15 protein-coding genes are annotated in these 16,787 nt (G+C 40.6%); 10 read left to right on the top strand and 5 right to left on the bottom strand.

The features are described 5' to 3' along the window. Positions 1–21 precede the first annotated feature (21 nt). Positions 22–1,179, top strand: a complete 1,158-nt coding sequence (hpxO, locus tag B9T34_RS03360) for an FAD-dependent urate hydroxylase HpxO (protein ID WP_086211759.1) — start codon at positions 22–24, stop codon at positions 1,177–1,179. 130 nt (positions 1,180–1,309) lie between these two features. Here hpxO and B9T34_RS03355 read toward each other — a convergent pair whose 3' ends face one another. Then, positions 1,310–2,662 carry an 8-oxoguanine deaminase gene (locus B9T34_RS03355; RefSeq protein WP_086211758.1) on the bottom strand — a complete coding sequence of 451 codons (1,353 nt, stop codon included), beginning with the start codon at positions 2,660–2,662 and terminating at the stop codon, positions 1,310–1,312. Between the two features lie 256 nt (positions 2,663–2,918). Then, complete coding sequence (locus B9T34_RS03350; RefSeq protein ID WP_086211757.1) at positions 2,919–3,848, bottom strand: LysR family transcriptional regulator; 930 nt, start codon at positions 3,846–3,848, stop codon at positions 2,919–2,921. Between the two features lie 362 nt (positions 3,849–4,210). Here B9T34_RS03350 and B9T34_RS03345 point away from each other — a divergent pair, with 362 nt between their 5' ends. From B9T34_RS03345 to B9T34_RS18840, 8 genes are all read left to right on the top strand, one after another. After that, positions 4,211–5,266 carry an aromatic ring-hydroxylating oxygenase subunit alpha gene (locus B9T34_RS03345; protein ID WP_086211756.1) on the top strand — a complete coding sequence of 352 codons (1,056 nt, stop codon included), beginning with the start codon at positions 4,211–4,213 and terminating at the stop codon, positions 5,264–5,266. Positions 5,267–5,361: 95 nt separating this feature from the next. Continuing rightward, a complete protein-coding gene (locus tag B9T34_RS03340) occupies positions 5,362–5,847 on the top strand; it encodes a nucleoside deaminase (RefSeq protein ID WP_086211755.1) in 486 nt (161 codons plus the stop codon). 564 nt (positions 5,848–6,411) lie between these two features. Continuing rightward, positions 6,412–7,527, top strand: coding sequence for a BMP family ABC transporter substrate-binding protein (locus B9T34_RS03335; protein ID WP_086211754.1), 1,116 nt, complete (start codon positions 6,412–6,414; stop codon positions 7,525–7,527). Between the two features lie 88 nt (positions 7,528–7,615). Continuing rightward, entirely contained in the window at positions 7,616–9,220 is a 1,605-nt protein-coding gene (locus B9T34_RS03330) for an ABC transporter ATP-binding protein (RefSeq protein ID WP_086211753.1), read from the top strand. A gap of 25 nt (positions 9,221–9,245) precedes the next feature. Next, positions 9,246–10,346: an ABC transporter permease gene (locus B9T34_RS03325; protein WP_086212049.1), complete on the top strand. Its 1,101-nt coding sequence runs from the start codon at positions 9,246–9,248 to the stop codon at positions 10,344–10,346. Positions 10,347–10,376: 30 nt separating this feature from the next. Continuing rightward, the gene (locus tag B9T34_RS03320; RefSeq protein ID WP_086211752.1) at positions 10,377–11,297 is read left to right on the top strand and encodes an ABC transporter permease; all 921 of its coding nucleotides are present in this window, start codon (positions 10,377–10,379) and stop codon (positions 11,295–11,297) included. Positions 11,298–11,405: 108 nt separating this feature from the next. Then, on the top strand, positions 11,406–12,776 hold the full coding sequence (locus tag B9T34_RS03315) for an amidohydrolase family protein (protein WP_086211751.1): 1,371 nt from the start codon (positions 11,406–11,408) through the stop codon (positions 12,774–12,776). A gap of 326 nt (positions 12,777–13,102) precedes the next feature. Beyond that, positions 13,103–13,249 carry a hypothetical protein gene (locus B9T34_RS18840; RefSeq protein ID WP_171265114.1) on the top strand — a complete coding sequence of 49 codons (147 nt, stop codon included), beginning with the start codon at positions 13,103–13,105 and terminating at the stop codon, positions 13,247–13,249. An 855-nt stretch (positions 13,250–14,104) separates the two neighbouring features. Here B9T34_RS18840 and B9T34_RS03305 read toward each other — a convergent pair. Then, on the bottom strand, positions 14,105–14,326 hold the full coding sequence (locus tag B9T34_RS03305; protein ID WP_086212048.1) for a hypothetical protein: 222 nt from the start codon (positions 14,324–14,326) through the stop codon (positions 14,105–14,107). Positions 14,327–14,446: 120 nt separating this feature from the next. Here B9T34_RS03305 and B9T34_RS03300 point away from each other — a divergent pair, with 120 nt between their 5' ends. Continuing rightward, a complete protein-coding gene (locus tag B9T34_RS03300; RefSeq protein ID WP_086211749.1) occupies positions 14,447–14,650 on the top strand; it encodes a hypothetical protein in 204 nt (67 codons plus the stop codon). A gap of 353 nt (positions 14,651–15,003) precedes the next feature. Here B9T34_RS03300 and pcaF read toward each other — a convergent pair whose 3' ends face one another. Both pcaF and B9T34_RS03290 read right to left on the bottom strand, forming a co-directional pair. Further along, positions 15,004–16,221 carry a 3-oxoadipyl-CoA thiolase gene (pcaF, locus tag B9T34_RS03295; RefSeq protein ID WP_086211748.1) on the bottom strand — a complete coding sequence of 406 codons (1,218 nt, stop codon included), beginning with the start codon at positions 16,219–16,221 and terminating at the stop codon, positions 15,004–15,006. 38 nt (positions 16,222–16,259) lie between these two features. Further along, on the bottom strand, positions 16,260–16,709 hold the full coding sequence (locus tag B9T34_RS03290; protein ID WP_086212047.1) for an acyl-CoA thioesterase: 450 nt from the start codon (positions 16,707–16,709) through the stop codon (positions 16,260–16,262). Positions 16,710–16,787: the final 78 nt, after the last annotated feature.

Genomic DNA, 16,787 nt, shown 5'->3' with positions numbered 1-16,787 from the left:
TAATATACAACGGAGGAATAGATGGAAATTGCAATTATTGGTGCAGGTATGGGCGGTTTGACCACAGGGATTGCACTCAAAAAATTCGGACATACCGTCACCATCTATGAGCAAACTGAAAAAATATTACCTGTCGGTGCGGCAATTTCTTTATGGTCAAATGGCGTTAAATGCTTAAATTATCTAGGATTAACGGATCAAGTGGCTAAGCTTGGCGGCCAAATGGACAACCTTGCGTATATAGATGGCTTGACTGGCGATAAAATGACGCAGTTCAGTCTGCTGCCTTTAATTGAAGAAGTGGGGCAGCGACCATATCCAGTTTCACGTGCAGATTTGCAAAATATGCTGATGGATGAATTTGGCCGTGAAAATATTCATTTAGGCAAAAAAATGATTGCGCTGGAAGAACATGATGAGCATGTTTATGCAAAATGCGCAGATGGCACAGAAATTAAAGCAGATTTGTTGATTGGCGCGGACGGTACGCACTCCTTAACACGCCAATACGTTTTGGGTGAACAGGTCGAACGGCGCTATGCAGGTTATGTGAATTGGAACGGTTTAGTCGATATTTCGGAAGATCTTGCTCAGGCAGACCAATGGACAACTTTTGTGGGGGAAGGCAAGCGCGTGTCACTCATGCCAGTTGCAGATCACCGTTTCTACTTTTTCTTTGATGTGCCGCTGCCTGTGGGTTTGGAAAACGATCGTGCGCAGTACAAAGCATTGTTTAAAGAGTACTTTAAAGGCTGGTGTAAGCCTGTCCAAAACTTGATTGATGCCATTGATGCGCAAACAACCAACCGTGTAGAAATTCATGATATTGAACCTTTTACCCAGTTCTACAAAAGCCGTGTCGTGATTATGGGCGATGCTGCGCATAGCACAACTCCTGATATTGGTCAAGGTGGCTGTCAGGCTATGGAAGATGCGATCTATTTAGCCCGCGCTTTGCAAATTAATACCTTAGGCCTAGAAGATTCATTAAAGCGCTATCAAAATAAACGTAATGAACGCGCCAATGAATTGGTACTGCGCGCGCGTAAGCGCTGTGATGTTACCCATATGAAAGATGAAGCCGTGACCAAAGAATGGTATGAAGATTTGCGTAAGGAACAAGGCCCGCACATTATGCGTGGAATTATCAGCAATATTGTTGGCAACCCTTTAGATTAATGAGTTTAAAGCGATGAGGATGTATCGCCGCTTAATTCTTGAATATTACGTTGGATTTCAAGTGATTTAAAATATCAAAGAAAAAAATCCCGCTTAATAAGAAGCGGGATTTTTTTTAATGAAATAAGTATTAAGCTTGCAGCAAGCGTTTGGCTGCCTGACGGTGGTCTGCCTGCAGCTTGTCTAAATCTAGTGTTTGAACTTCCCCATGTTTAACAGTCCATTTACCGCCCACCATGACGTGTTCAGCTCGGTCTGCACCGCAGAGTAAAAGCGCCGCTAGCGGATCATGGCTGCCAGAGAAACGAATATCATCCAGTTTATACAGTGCTAAATCTGCTTGGTAATCTTCTGCAATTTGACCAAGATTGGTGCCGCGGCCTAAAATTTTTGCAGAGCCATGCGTTGTCCAGTTCAATGCCAATTCTGGCGTGATTTTTTCTGCTCCGTATTTGAGGCGCTGTAAGTACATGGCTTGACGTGCTTCTAAAATTAAATTGGAAGCGTCGCCAGAAGCAGAACCATCTACACCCAAACCAATGATTGCACCAGCATCAAGTAAATCCATAGTTGGGCAAATACCCGATGCAAGACGCATATTGGAGTGCGGACAATGGCAAATGCCGACTTGAGCTTGTCCTAAGCGCTGAATTTCTTCAGCATTAAAGTGAATGCCATGCGCCAGCCATGTACGTGAATTTAGCCAACCCACACTTTCTAAATAGTCTACGGTGCGCATGCCAAATTTTTCTAGGCAAAAGTCTTCTTCATCTAAGGTTTCAGCCAGATGGGTATGCAAACGCACATTATATTTTTCCGCCATTTTTGCACTTTCGTGCATAATTTCTCGTGTCACGGAAAATGGCGAACAGGGTGCAAGGGCAATGTTGACCATAGCCTCGGAAGAAGCATCATGATATGTCTGAATCAGGCGCTCTGAATCTTGCAAAATAGTGTCTATGTCTTGCACAGTATGCTGTGGCGGTAGGCCGCCAGCATCTTCACCTAAGCTCATAGAGCCGCGCGTCAGCATCACGCGCATGCCTAATTGCTTAGAAGCCTGAACTTGAATATCAATTGCATCAGTTAGCTGCTGCGGAAATAAATAATGATGATCTGCGGCAAATGTGCAGCCAGATAGCATCAGTTCAGACAAAGCAACTTGCGTTGCTGCATGCAGCTGTTCAGGTGTCAGCTTTGCCCAAACAGGATATAGGGTTTTTAACCATGGAAATAAGGGCACATTGACTACAGGTGCCCAAGCACGCGTCAATGTCTGATAAAAATGATGATGACTATTAATTAAACCGGGTAAGACAACATAGTTTTTTGCGTCAAAAGTATCATCGAAGGCTGTTTTAGGCTGTTGGCCCAAAGCAACCAGCTCGACAATTTTTCCATATGATATAACAATACCGCCGCGGGCATCTGAGTCATTTGCTGTATAAATTGATAAAGGATTTTTTAACCAAATGGTCGACATAATAAACCTGATTCATTGATTTTATTGAGATACCTACTGGTTTTAGCAAGTTACATACCAAAAGTGGATCAATACTGAATGATTGAACCAGAAAAATTCACAATACTTTTAAAGCAATAATCCAGTTAATCAAAAGGAAATTTAAAGCGAGGTAATGGAACTTAGATGGAGGCACTATTGATGCTATGTACATTAAAAGGACGAAATTTGGAAAGATGCGCACCAAAAAATTTATGCGCAAACGCTTAGAAATAATCTATTGATGAAACTGGGAAACTTCCAATTTTAACTGCTCCATTTGTTCAATAATGTGCTTAATCATAATTTGAGACACCCGTGAAATTTGCCTTTTTGGTGCAACACATAGGGCTAAAGTAAGCGGATACAAGCCTTTTTCACGTATCGGTTTAAACACCACTTGTTCTTTGGCTAAATATGGATAGGCATCAATATAGGACAGTAGGCCAATTCCAAGATTTTTTTGAATGAGTGACATCATCATTCGAATGTCATTACATCCAAGATGATGCTGCGGTGCAAACTTATGGTGCTTATATAAGGTTTGCGCATAATCATGGATAATTAATGGTGCACCCGGAATGAGGTGTTTATAGCTCAGCGTATCAGACAAATATATTTTATCCATCTGAGCCAAAGGGTGTTCTTGAGGCAAAACAAAACCGATTGGAATTTCTACAAAAGAAAGCACATCCAGCTGATGATGGCCTTTAGGATTAAGTAAAATACCGAAATCAATTTCAGCATCCATAATTAAATTGGACACAGTTTCACTATCTTGAACGTGGAAGTTAAAGTTAATCCACGGGTAATTGTCATACATGTACTGTATTGAATTTAAAACAAATCCGTCACTCAAGGCTGAGATCATGCCGCAGTCAATGGTGCCGCGTGAAAGTCCTTGAATTTCATCAAAACGGTTGCGGGTTTGCTGAAATTCTTTCTGCCATTTAATGAGGTCTGCATAGAGCATTTCACCAGCTAAAGTCAGCTTTAAGCCATTGGGCAGGCGTTCAAACAGGTTTATGCCAAATTCTTCTTCAGCCAAAGCAATCTGGCGATGTACTGCAGAAACTGAAATATAAAGCTGATCTGCTGCTTTACGCAGGCTGCCTGTTTTGGCGACTGCAATAAAATAATCAGAAAATCTGGAAAAGGTCATATTCATAGGATATCGGGGAGTCCATTTTATTGTTTTTCACGGACTTATTTCTCAGAAATAAAAATCATGATTCAAACATATTAAGCGGTGAATTTACATTAGATAAGCGATTTCTATGCCAAAGTCCTGAACACCTAGATGGAAATACGAGAAATAGAAATGAACTTGAAATAGTCAGCTGCTGGACATAAAAATGAAGTCTTTTGTTATTGCTGTTCTAATTTTTAGAATGATATTTACAAAACATTCTAATAGACAGAATTTGTCGATATTCGTAATTTAAAAAAAAGCAGTGACGCAGCGCCAATACATGGCATGAGCGTACTGCGACCGATTTTAAAATTATTGATAAGTTCTGTGAGCCGAGTATGAATGCAATTCCTGTTCTCAATTTATTTAGTCAGCCGCATTGCAGCGGATTTGATCCTAAAGATTGGGAGATACTTGCACAGCACTGGTATCCCGTTGCCCGTATTGAAGATGTCAGTATTGAGCCGCAGCAAGTACAGCTTTTGGATGTAAAAATGGCGCTGTATAAAACGCAAAGCGGCGCAATTCAGTTGGTGCGGGATATTTGCCCGCATCGCGGGGTGCCATTAACCAAAGGCTGGGTGGATGGAGAAGAAATTGTCTGCCCATATCATGGCCTGCATTACAACACAGATGGAAAATGCACCAAAATTCCTGCGCAGCCTGAACTGACCAATATTTCAGACCGCTTTAAATTGACCAAATTTCCTGTGGTTTTAAAATACGGATTAGTCTGGACAAGCTTATTCAGCCGTGATGAAAGAGAAGGGAATTTTCCAGATCTCGATACATGGGATCATCCAGAACACCAATCTATCTTACCGCCTTATGTTGATATTGGCGGTTCAAGCGGCCGTCAGCTGGAAGGCTTTATTGATGTCGCGCATTTTGCGTTTGTGCATAACAGTTCTTTTGCGGACTCTGAAAATCAAGCCGTGCCTAAATATTCTACAGTACGTACAGATTACGGCCTGCATACAGAATACGTGAGCAGTGTGAGCAACTATCCGCATGGGCTGCAGCATTTAGCGCCGGAGGGTTTTTTGTGGAAACGTATTTTTGATGTTTATCCGCCATTTTCTGCAATTTTAAAAGTTGAATTTCCAAATGATGGCGTGCTGAAAATCCTAAATGCGTGCTGTCCTGTATCGCACAACAAAACCCGCTTATTTGTACCTTTAACTCGAAACTTTGATACCACAGGTGATTTACAGGCGGTCTATGATTTTAATGCGCAAATTTTTGCAGAAGATCAGGAGATGGTCGAAAGTCAAAAGCCTGAAGAGTTGCCTTTAGATGTTTCGATGGAAGCGCATTTTGAAGCAGACCGATCATCGACAACATACCGCCGCATACTGGCAGAGTGGGGCTTAAGCAAGCGCTATATTATTTAAATTCATTGCTTTATCCCTACGTAGCACCTCAGTTTTGAGGTGCATTTATCTAGATATATTCCATTTCTGTGCGTTTAAATTAACTGGTAAAGAAAATGAAAAGTCCAGCTCCGGAACAAATTTTAAAATTTTTAAGGCTTTCTAATACAGTGGCTGAACGTGCTGTTGCCTTAGGCAATCATCCATTTGGCGCTGTATTAGTTGGGCCAGATCATGAAACAATTTTAATGACCCAATGCAATATAGATACAGTCAATCATGCAGAATCAACTCTGGCTCGAAATGCAGCCAGTAATTACACTCAAGAATACCTTTGGCAGTGCACACTATATACGGCAGTAGAGCCTTGCTGCATGTGTGCAGGAACTATTTATTGGGCCAATATAGGCCGTGTTGTTTACGGTATGACTGAAAACCGTTTGCTGGAATGTACTGGCAATCATAGTGAAAATCCAACTATGAGTGTGTCTGCAGAGTATGTATTTTCTCATGGTCAAAAGCAGATTGAATTAATTGGCCCGATCGCAGAAATTGATGCTGAAACCATCGCGATGCAGCAGCATTTTTGGCAAAAGCGTTAATCTATTGCAGTATGTTTAAAATATTCATTAAGCACTAGTGCTTAATGAATAAAAATAATAATTAATTTTAAATAAATCGACAATATTCTTTTAGGTTTATACAGATATTTTAATATCATCATTATTTTCTTTCATAATTTATCTCTTGGATATATCTTTTCTGCATATATGTCAGTGTGTAAAAATAGTGCATAACAAAAATATTTTTTGGATTAAAAAGATGCATACATAATTATGCGGTTCTATTTGAGAAATTAAAAAATTAATTCATAACGGTTGTGTATTCATCACAGTACAAATATTTAAATAGCTAAATTTGAACAGTAAAAGATGTGGTGTGGCTTTTGATGGTTAATCTTATCTTATTGTTTGTAAAAGAATAAAAAAAAGAATAAGCCTTTCTAAAAATATGAATAACAAAATGACGTGATTGTTCTAATTTTTTTGAAGAGTTGGAACAGAACTTGCAAATTATTAGAAAGAGCCTAAGTGCTGCATCACTAAGTTTCCAAACGAAATAAAAATCAGTGGAAATTTAAAATCAACTTCCTATGGGGAATTAAAATGCTAAAAACCTTTGAATCAAATCCTGCAAAAAAAAGTTTTAATCTCAAAAAGCGAACTTTACAGCTTTTGACTGGTTTAACCCTTAGTGGTTTGGCAATGAGTCAAATTCATGCACAAGATAAGGCTGCATTTGTATATATTGGCCCGACCAGTGACCATGGCTGGACTTATTCACATGATCAAGGCCGTATTAAAGCGGAAAAGGCTCTTGCTGGAAAATACAAAACGACTTTTATTGAAAATGTACCAGAAACTGCCGATGCAGAACGTGTCATCCGCAATTTAGCGCAGCAGGGCAATAAAGTCATTTTTGCGACCTCATTTGGCTACATGAACCAAATAGAAAAAGTATCCAAGCAATTTCCAAACACAGTATTTATGCATGCAACAGGCTATAAGCAGGGTAAAAACTTAGGTGTTTATGATGTGCGTACTTATGAAGGGGCGTATTTATTAGGAGTAGTGGCTGGTCATAAAACCAAATCCAACACATTAGGTGTAGTGGCGTCATTCCCAATTCCTGAAGTGGTTCGCAACATTAATGCCTATACCTTAGGTGCACAAAGTGTAAATCCTAAAATTAAAACCAAAGTGATTTGGGTCAATTCTTGGTTTAACCCGGGTAAAGAACGTGATGCAGCATTAGCGCTAATTGCTCAAGGTGCAGATGTTCTTATGCAAAATACAGACTCTCCAGCAGTGGTTCAAGCAGCTGAACAAAAAGGCGTTTATGCCTTTGGCTGGGACTCAAACATGAGCAAATTTGGTCCTAAAGCGCATCTTGCCGCCTCAGTTTTACATTGGGAAAAAGTCTACACCCCAGCATTGCAGCAAGCTGCCAATAAAACATGGAAGCCAAGTGCAATTTGGTACGGCGTAAAACAGGGTGCTGTAGAGATTGAAAACTTTGGACCATCCGTTCCTGCGCCTGCGAAAGCTAAAGCTTTAGCTGTTCAAAGTGCAATTCTTAAAGGAACTATGCATCCATTTACAGGGCCAATATACAAACAAGACGGTTCTGTTGCGGCAGCTAAAGGTGTGGTGCTGAATGACGCGACATTAGGGAAAATGAATTATTACGTAAAAGGTGTTGATGGCGCTTTGCCGAAGTAATTTTCTATCTCAATTTACTGTTCCTGCACAGTAGCGACTGTGCAGGAATCATTTAAAAATAATCAAAATTGCGTACAGAGCCAATGTTATGAATGTACAACATGCAACACCAGAACTTGATCATGCGGCTTCGCAAAGTGAAGGGCTGCATCTGAATTCTCGGCTTGAATTGCTAAATATCAGTAAAAGCTACAATTCGCTTAAAGCCAATGACAGTATCCATTTAAAAGTACAGGCAGGGCAGATTCACGCCATTTTAGGTGAAAATGGCGCAGGCAAGAGTACTTTGATGAAAATCATTTATGGCGCTGCCAAAGCTGATACAGGCCAAATTCTATGGAATGGCAAAGAAGTCGTCATCGATAGTCCTGCAGCGGCCCGTAAATTAGGTATAGGCATGGTATATCAGCATTTTTCTTTATTTGAAACACTGACTGTTGCTGAAAATATTTTGCTTGGGTTAGATGAAAAAATAGATATTAAAGCGCTGCATGAAAAAATTATTCAAGTTTCAGAACAATATGGACTGACCGTCGATCCGCGTAGAGAAGTGCATTCGCTGTCTGTCGGTGAACGTCAGCGTGTAGAAATTATCCGCTGTTTATTGCAAAACCCAAGCCTGCTAATTTTAGATGAACCAACTTCGGTGCTGACTCCACAAGCGGTTAAACAATTATTTAAGACCCTGAAACTGCTGGCATCGCAAGGTGTTTCCATTCTGTATATCAGTCATAAATTGCATGAAATTAAAGCCCTGTGTGATGTGGCGACTATTTTACGCAACGGCAAAGTCACAGGTTATGTACTGCCGAGTGAAAACAGCACCAGTGATCTAGCGCGATTAATGATTGGCCGTGAATTGCCAACTTATTTGCATAAAGCTTACTCAGGCGTTGAGGAAAAGAATTTTGAAATTAGCCACATCAGCTACGTGTCTGACGATCCTTTTGGCGTGAATTTAGACAATATCAATCTGAATATTTATTCGGGTGAAATTATGGGTATTGCAGGGATCTCAGGGAATGGCCAAGCAGAATTACTTTCATTTCTATCTGGAGAAAATCAGACAAAGCAAGGCCAGATTATTCTCAATGGAAAAGATATTTCCAAAATTACTGCCGGTGAACGCAGAGATTTAGGATTGGGTTTTGTACCTGAAGAACGCTTAGGCCGTGGTGCTGTGCCAAATATGACGCTCTATCAAAACGGATTGCTTACTGCTTTTCGTCAGGGCTTAACTCAATTTGGCCTAATTAATTTTGATAAAACCAAAGCATTTGCAGCGCAATGTATTGAAAAATTTGGCGTAAAGGCAGCAGGTCCGCATGCAGAAGCACGCTCACTTTCTGGCGGAAATTTACAAAAGTTTATTGTGGGCCGTGAAATTTTACAGCAACCCAAAGTTTTGATTATTTCACAGCCTACTTGGGGGGTAGATGTCGGCGCATCGATGTTTATCCGTCAGACCTTGATCGATTTATCAAGGCAAGGTGTAGCCATTTTAGTGATCTCAGAAGAACTTGAAGAACTGTTTGAAATTAGTGACAAAATTTGTGTGTTAGCGGCAGGAAAACTGTCCGAACCCATGCTGACCAAAGACACCAATGCCGAGCAAATTGGTTTATTGATGTCTGGCATTCAAGGTGTTGCAGCAGCAACCTCAGAAACCCAACACTCCCATGCGCATGCATAGAGAAGCAATGAATTAAGGTGACATGATGCATTTATTAGAACCGAGAGAACATCCTTCTCAACTCATGAAGTGGCTTTCTCCAGTCATTGCGCTGGTAGCCATGCTCATTGTGGGAAGTCTGCTCTTTTTAGCTTTAGGCGTGAGTCCTGCTCAAGCCTTGTATATTTTCTTTATTGAACCGCTGACTACAGCTTATAGCTTAAGTGAACTGGCCATTAAAGCCAGCCCATTAATTCTTATTGCTTTGGGTCTTGCAGTCGGTTTTCGTGCCAAATTATTCAATATTGGCGCGGAAGGTCAGCTCACGATGGGCGCTATATTTGGCGGCGGTATCGCCATTTTATTTCACAATCAAATCGGCTGGTGGATTTTACCGCTGATGGTCATTATGGGCGCAATTGGCGGAGCATTGTGGGGGCTTATTCCAGCTTTACTGAAGACACATTTTAATGCGGAAGAAACTTTGACTACGCTGATGATGAATTATGTAGCCGTGTTTCTTTTACTGTATTTGGTTAATGGCCCATGGCGTGATCCAGAGGGGATGAATTTTCCGCAATCCGTAATGTTCAGTGAAAGTACAACTCTGCCTTTAATTATTGAAGGAACACGGGTTAATGCATCCATTTTTATTACGATAGCAGCTGTGGCGCTATTTTGGTTTTTTATCCGTAAAAGCATGACTGCGTTTAAGCTGGAAGTTAGCGGTCAAGCGCCGCTGGCGGCTAAATATGCAGGCTTTTCATCTGCCAAAGCGGTTTGGCTGAGTCTGGGCATTTCAGGATTAATGGCGGGTATTGCAGGTATTTGTGAAGTAGCAGGACCGATTGGCCAGCTCAATCCAAATATCTCTCCGGGTTATGGCTACGCCGCTATTATTGTGGCGTACTTAGGCCGTTTAAATCCATTAGGTATTGTTCTTTCAGGGTTTTTAATGGCACTGATTTACCTTGGCGGTGAAATGGCGCAAATGCAAATGCAGCTGCCAGTCGCGATTACCGGTATTTTCCAAGGTTTACTACTGTTCTTTTTACTGGCTTCTGATGCCTTAATTGAAAAACGATACCGTTTTGCCAAAAAGAAAATAAAAGTGATTCCTGCAGCACCACATGAAAACTTGGCTTAAAGCTGCCAACGATGAGTCAGGAGAATTAACATGAGTATTGAAATTACAGCGATTCTAGCGGGAACAATTGCAGCGGCCACGCCTTTAATTTTTGCAGGTCTAGGTGAATTGGTTGCAGAGCGCACAGGAGTCATTAACCTAGGTGTAGAAGGTATGATGCTGGTGGGGGCCATCGCAGGTTTTGCTTTTGCTGCAACATATGACGCCAGTGTATTCAGCGCTTTGCTGGTTGGCGGCGTAGCGGGGTTATTGATGGCGCTGATTTTTGCATTTTTTACCTTATCCATGAGTACCAATCAGTCTGCTTGCGGTTTGGCATTGACCATTTTCGGTATTGGCATTTCTGCATTTATTGGTCAGAACTACGTCAGTACAGCTTTGCCAGGACTGCAAAATTTAGATATTCCAGTACTGGCTGATATTCCATTCATTGGCCCTATTTTGTTTCAGCAAAACTATGTGGTGTACCTGTCTATTTTGGCATTTTTGATTGTATGGTGGGTGCTTGCTAAAACACGTTTGGGCTTATTGCTTAAAGCGGTCGGGGAGTCGCCGGAAAGCGCGCATGCTATGGGCTACAACGTTTTGGCCATTCGCTATGGCGCGGTGCTTTTTGGCGGACTGATGGCAGGCATTGGCGGCGCATTTTTATCTACAGTTTATACACCGATGTGGATTGAAAATATGGTCGCAGGCCGTGGCTGGATTGCCATTGCATTAGTTGTATTTGCTGTATGGAAACCAACACGCTTAATGCTGGGTGCGTACCTGTTTGGCGGTGTGACCATTCTGCAATTCCATGCGCAGGCGCTTGGCATTAATGTGCCAAATGAAGCGCTTTCGGCTTTGCCTTATGTTGCAACGATTGTGGTTCTAGTGATTATTTCACGTGATAAAAAGCTGCTGAAAATGAATCTGCCAGCATCATTAGGCAAAACATTTACGCCTTAAAAAAACCTTCCTAAATATGTGAATGCTCTCACGCGCTAAGCCTTTACTGGCTTAGTGTTTAAGGGAGCTTTATTCCAAAATTAATAAATATTTTCTTGGAAATTTAAGATGAAAATTATTTCAGCAGATTATGTACTGACCATGGATGATAAGCAGCGTTGCATTCATAATGGCACAGTAGTGATTGACGGTGCGACTATTGTACAGGTTGCGACACGTGAAGAAATTCAAAAGCAGTACCCAGCACATGACATTCAGCATTATGAAAATGGCTTGCTGATGCCAGGACTGATCAACACACATTGCCACTCAGGCTTGCTGCGCGGCACAGCAGAAGGGTTGCCTGTTTGGGATTGGCTGCAGCAGTTTATTGATCCTATGCATCGGGTATTGACCGCGCATGATGCCAAATTAGCATCGTACCTTTGCTATGCAGAAGCATTATTATCAGGCACCACAACCATCGTAGATATGTGGCGTTATATGGATGGCAGCGCGGAAGCCGCAGAACAGCTGGGGATACGTGCCGTACTGGTTCCTTATGTGGCAGAACATCCTGATCATGATTATTTTGAAACGCTGAATAGTAATGAAGCTTTAATCAAAAAATGGCATCAGCACGCCAATGGTCGTATTAATGTCTGGGTCGGACTAGAACATTTATTCTATGCAGAAGAAAAAGCATTAGCTCGCATTCAGCAGATGTGCAATACGTACCAAACAGGTTTTCATACACACAGTAATGAAAGTAAGTTTGATGTAGAAGAAAACTTACGGCGTTATGGGCAAAGGCCGATTCAGACCCTTGAACGCTTAGGCATGTTTGATGTGCCTAAAACTTTGCTGGCGCATTGTGTTTGGGCTAATTCAGCAGAAATTGATATTTTAAAACAATATCAAGTTGGTGTGGCGCATAACCCAATTTCGAATATGAAGCTGGCTTCCGGTGCAGCACTCATTACAGAGATGCTGGCAAAAGGGATTGCTGTTGGTTTAGGTACAGATGGTGAGAAAGAAAACAATAATCTAGACATGTTTGAAGAAATGAAAACAGCGTCATTATTGGCTAAATTCTCAAATTTAGATGCAGCGGCGCTGGACTCATGGTCTGTGTGTCAAATGGCAACTAAACTGGGAGCTAAAGCACTCGGTATGCAAAATCAAATCGGTTCGATTGAAGTAGGAAAACTGGCGGATTTAATTGTGGTCAATACAGCAACGCCTAGAATGACTCCACTGATTGATCAGGGCGCATTATTTAATTTACATACAAATCTAGTGCATGCAGTTCAAGGCAGTGATGTGATGATGACCATGGTGAATGGGGAAGTTGTTGTGGAGCATGGGAGATTAAAAAATGCAGACTTACAGGCGCTAATCGATGGCGTTAATACGGCTGCGCCTTTGTTGTTTGAACGCAGAACTGCTTGGTTGTCTCAGCATCAACAGTCCATTGTCAATGAGCTGCAGAAAGCTTAGCAGAGTTTTTAAATGCACAAATCTCCCGATTCAAGGGAGATTTTTAAATCTGACGAATGCTTTTGTTTCTTCAGAAGTTTAAACAGAGAAATATTGCTTAGCTATTGATTCTAAATTTATGTCAGTGACAACTGGCATCGTACGGACTTGGTTTTTAAGTCTTATGGATTGATGTAAATGATTGTTTTTACATTATTTATATAAATATCGACAGTATTACCACCATAGCCATCTGATTTAAATCCTCAAGGTTATATTTAAGGATAAGTTAAATTGAATAATTAATTTAAGAATTAAACTTAAAAATGGTAAAGAAATAGGCTGATATGCAAGCTTTAGGCATTTTTAATGCTAAGAAAATAAAGATTTTAAAAGACATGTTTAAAGCCAGCGCGTTGTTAATAGAAAAAGGCCACAAAGTGGCAAATAATAATATATCGGCGTTGTTTGATATTATTGCCAGCAGAAATTAACAGTATAAATTTCATACTAAGAGATAATCGTTTCGCGCTCATCAAATATCAAATTCATGCAAAAGTTTTAAGATTTATTAGGCAATTGACCAGTCAACAATGGATCGAAATATCTATTTTAAAACTACTGGTGATGGCAAGCTGTTGCAGATTACAGAACAAAAGCTTGAATTATCAAATGCTTAATTTATAACATTTCGTATAATGTATATTATGTTAAATAGAATATCCAAGACTGTGGCCTGCACAACGCATTCGTTGCCACAGCTCGACATCGTGAATCTTAGGAATTGTTATTCACGATGCCGAGTATCCTAATGAACATAATATACGTTATGCCGAAATCTACGCGCGCATCCGATCTATGTGATGATCTAACTTGATAAAAAACTGTTTGAGCTGATCTATTTCTTTATCGTTATCCAAATCTGATTCTTGAAGCTGCTGCAGCACTGTCTCCAGTAGATCGCGCATATACAAATAATCATCTTTGTTTAATGAGCCCTTTTTTCTATCGTAACTGGTAGTTTTATAGATATGTCTATTGATCATTAAATCAGTCTAATAAAGTTTTTCTTAGGTCTAATGCAAGCAATAAAAATAATCCTGCAAAAGCTGCTATTGCGATAATTAATAAAATCATTGTTGTCCCTCAATCTTTACCGGCATCTTATTAAGGGGGGCTATAAATTCTTCCAATCCCCACGGCCCAGACTGGACTATTGATTGTTTTTTGATCGAATTATTTATCATTTTTAAAACCACCACCCAATAAAGCAGAAATACCCCAAACAAGCGAAACTAAGGCAATAAAAATTAAAGCAATCTTGAAAAACGGATCATCATCAATAAACATTATTCTTCGATCCCCATTTCACGCATGATGTCGTTTTCTTGTTTTATGGAATCGCAATACCCTGCAACTTTTGCAGAGCGATAACCCCACTCACCCATCACCATTTCAATATGAAAAAGAACCCGCTCTGATTCAAAAGCAGGATTGCCCCCAACAATCAGCTGTACTGCATTGTCAAAGATAATTTTTGAGACGATTTCGAAGGCTTGTTCTTTTTCGATCATAGTAAAATCACAAATGCATAAATCACTTTCAGCCAATAATACAGAAATCACATATGAATACAAGAATAAATCACAAGTTCATTTATAATTTTGCAATTTATTGTAGGATTCAAATTGATGGCTAAGACATTTAGATTTACAGATCAGGAAGAACAAGCTCTAAATGAAACAGCTCTGAAGCTAAATAGAGACCTTGTAAAAGCAGGAAAAAAGCCTCTTAGAGATACTGAAATATTTCACGAGATAATTAAGCAAACGCTACTGGAAGGTTTTATAGAAGTAACTAGAGACGGCACTATTAAAGTTGAGACAAAAAAATAAACTTCTGTTTTTGACCATTGATATTGAATACTAAAAAAGGGCCACTTAAGGCCCTTCTCTTTTTGCGCTTGATGTCGCATAACGTAATTTTATGTTAAATGGTATATCTGAGATTGCGGCCTACACAACACTGCCTGCAGCCGCAACTTCACTGGAGAGATTAACATTGCGCTGAATCTCTCCAGTGAAGTATCCTAATGAACATAATATACGTTATGCCGAAATCTACGCGCATCCAATCTAATAAACAATAATTTTAACTTTGTAATTTCTTCATCGTTGTTTAATTGTGATTCTTGAAGTGAGTTTTTATATAACTCACTTCTAATTAATCTTAGTTTTATTTTATATCTCTAATTTTCATTTATAACCCGTTCGATAATTAATGCAATTCCTTGCCCTACACCAATACACATTGAGCAAAGTGCGTATGTGCCGCCTGTTTGTTCCAATTGATTCAGTGCAGTAGTGACCAAGCGCGCACCTGATGCTCCCAGTGGATGACCAATAGCAATTGCACCCCCGTTAGGATTCACTTTGGCTAAGCCATCTTTTAGGCCAAGATCACGCGTTACGGCTAAAGCCTGTGCTGCAAAGGCTTCATTTAGCTCAATCACATCCATCTGATCTAATGTTAAACCTGTTTGAGCAAGTAATTTCTTAATTGCAGGCGCTGGCCCAAAACCCATAATGCGTGGTTCTACACCGACCACAGTTGCGCCAATAATTTTAGCGCGGGCTTTTAGGYCATACTTTGCTACAGCATCATCGGATGCAATCAGAACTGCTGCTGCACCGTCATTGATACCTGATGCATTGCCTGCTGTCACAGTACCATCGGCTTTTACTACAGGTTTAAGCTTGGCTAAGCCTTCCGCTGTGGTCGACGCGCGTGGATGCTCATCGGTATCCACCACAATCGCTTCACCTTTACGCTGTGGAATACTGACTGGTATAATTTCGTTTTTAAAGAAGCCTTTGCCTTGTGCAGCTGCCGTGCGTAGTTGGCTTTCTAAAGCAAATTTATCCTGATCTTCACGGTTAATATTGAACTGCTCCGCAACATTTTCGGCGGTCTGCGGCATGGTTTCTACACCATACATTTCCTTTAGTTTAGGGTTAATGAAACGCCAGCCCATGGTGGTGTCTTCAATCTTTTGGCTGCGACCATATGCGCTGTCAGATTTACCCATCACAAAGGGTGCGCGTGACATGCTTTCTACGCCGCCTGCAATAATTAGTTCAGCTTCACCTGCTTTAATTGCGCGAGCTGCCATAGCAAGCGCATCAAGGGATGATCCGCATAAACGGTTTACTGTGGTTGCAGGCACTTGATATGGTAAACCTGCCAACAGCGCAGACATACGACCCACGTTGCGGTTGTCTTCACCGGCTTGGTTGGCGCAGCCGTAAATGACGTCATCCACCTGTTCCCAATTCACAGTTGGGTTACGTTCCATTAAAGCTTTAATTGGCAATGCGCCTAAGTCATCTGCACGTACAGGTGCAAGTCCGCCTGCATAGCGGCCGAAAGGTGTACGGATGGCATCGATGATGTATGCGTTTTTCATCATAAATCCTTTTTATAGATATGTGTCGTTGATTAAATTCAATTATTTTGGAGGCGTATTTTTTTACGTCTTAAAGTTGCTTCATAACGGCATTTCTTAAGTTCTGAATCAACATTTAATGGAGCGATCGCAGACGGTTTACCATTATTATCAACTGCCACCATTGTGAAATAGCAACTGTTGGTATGCCGTATTTGGCGACTTTGGATATTTTGAGCTTCAACACGAATACCTATTTCCATAGAACTTCGCCCGACATAATTTACATTTGCCAGAAATGAAACCATTTCTCCTACTTTGATAGGTTCCTTAAATAAAACCTGATCGACCGATAAAGTAACGACGTAGGTTCCTGAATAACGACTGGCACATGCATAAGCAACCTGATCGAGTAACTTCAGTATTGTTCCCCCATGAACATTGCCAGAAAAATTAGCCATATCCGGTGTCATCAATACACTCATCGTTAAACTGCTTTGATCACTCATGTTCAATATGTAAGTCAGTATTTGTTGATTTGGATTATATTGAATTGAAATTAATAAAAATTTCCAAAAAATCACGAC

Source organism: Acinetobacter sp. ANC 3813 (assembly GCF_002135435.1).
Taxonomy (GTDB): Bacteria; Pseudomonadota; Gammaproteobacteria; order Pseudomonadales; family Moraxellaceae; genus Acinetobacter.
The sequence above is the reverse complement of the archived record's forward strand: the minus strand, read 5'-3'. Positions and strand labels throughout refer to the sequence as shown.

What these genes read in the sequence shown, in the direction of transcription:
- hpxO (WP_086211759.1), top strand. Translation starts at nt 22, where the DNA reads ATGGAAATTGCAATTATTGGTGCAGGTATGGGCGGTTTGACCACAGGG.
- B9T34_RS03330 (WP_086211753.1), top strand. Translation starts at nt 7,616, where the DNA reads ATGAATGTACAACATGCAACACCAGAACTTGATCATGCGGCTTCGCAA.
- B9T34_RS03350 (WP_086211757.1), bottom strand. Translation starts at nt 3,848, where the DNA reads ATGAATATGACCTTTTCCAGATTTTCTGATTATTTTATTGCAGTCGCC.
- B9T34_RS03355 (WP_086211758.1), bottom strand. Translation starts at nt 2,662, where the DNA reads ATGTCGACCATTTGGTTAAAAAATCCTTTATCAATTTATACAGCAAAT.
- B9T34_RS03315 (WP_086211751.1), top strand. Translation starts at nt 11,406, where the DNA reads ATGAAAATTATTTCAGCAGATTATGTACTGACCATGGATGATAAGCAG.
- B9T34_RS03320 (WP_086211752.1), top strand. Translation starts at nt 10,377, where the DNA reads ATGAGTATTGAAATTACAGCGATTCTAGCGGGAACAATTGCAGCGGCC.
- B9T34_RS03345 (WP_086211756.1), top strand. Translation starts at nt 4,211, where the DNA reads ATGAATGCAATTCCTGTTCTCAATTTATTTAGTCAGCCGCATTGCAGC.
- B9T34_RS03340 (WP_086211755.1), top strand. Translation starts at nt 5,362, where the DNA reads ATGAAAAGTCCAGCTCCGGAACAAATTTTAAAATTTTTAAGGCTTTCT.
- B9T34_RS18840 (WP_171265114.1), top strand. Translation starts at nt 13,103, where the DNA reads ATGCAAGCTTTAGGCATTTTTAATGCTAAGAAAATAAAGATTTTAAAA.
- B9T34_RS03290 (WP_086212047.1), bottom strand. Translation starts at nt 16,709, where the DNA reads ATGAGTGATCAAAGCAGTTTAACGATGAGTGTATTGATGACACCGGAT.
- B9T34_RS03325 (WP_086212049.1), top strand. Translation starts at nt 9,246, where the DNA reads ATGCATTTATTAGAACCGAGAGAACATCCTTCTCAACTCATGAAGTGG.
- B9T34_RS03335 (WP_086211754.1), top strand. Translation starts at nt 6,412, where the DNA reads ATGCTAAAAACCTTTGAATCAAATCCTGCAAAAAAAAGTTTTAATCTC.
- B9T34_RS03300 (WP_086211749.1), top strand. Translation starts at nt 14,447, where the DNA reads ATGGCTAAGACATTTAGATTTACAGATCAGGAAGAACAAGCTCTAAAT.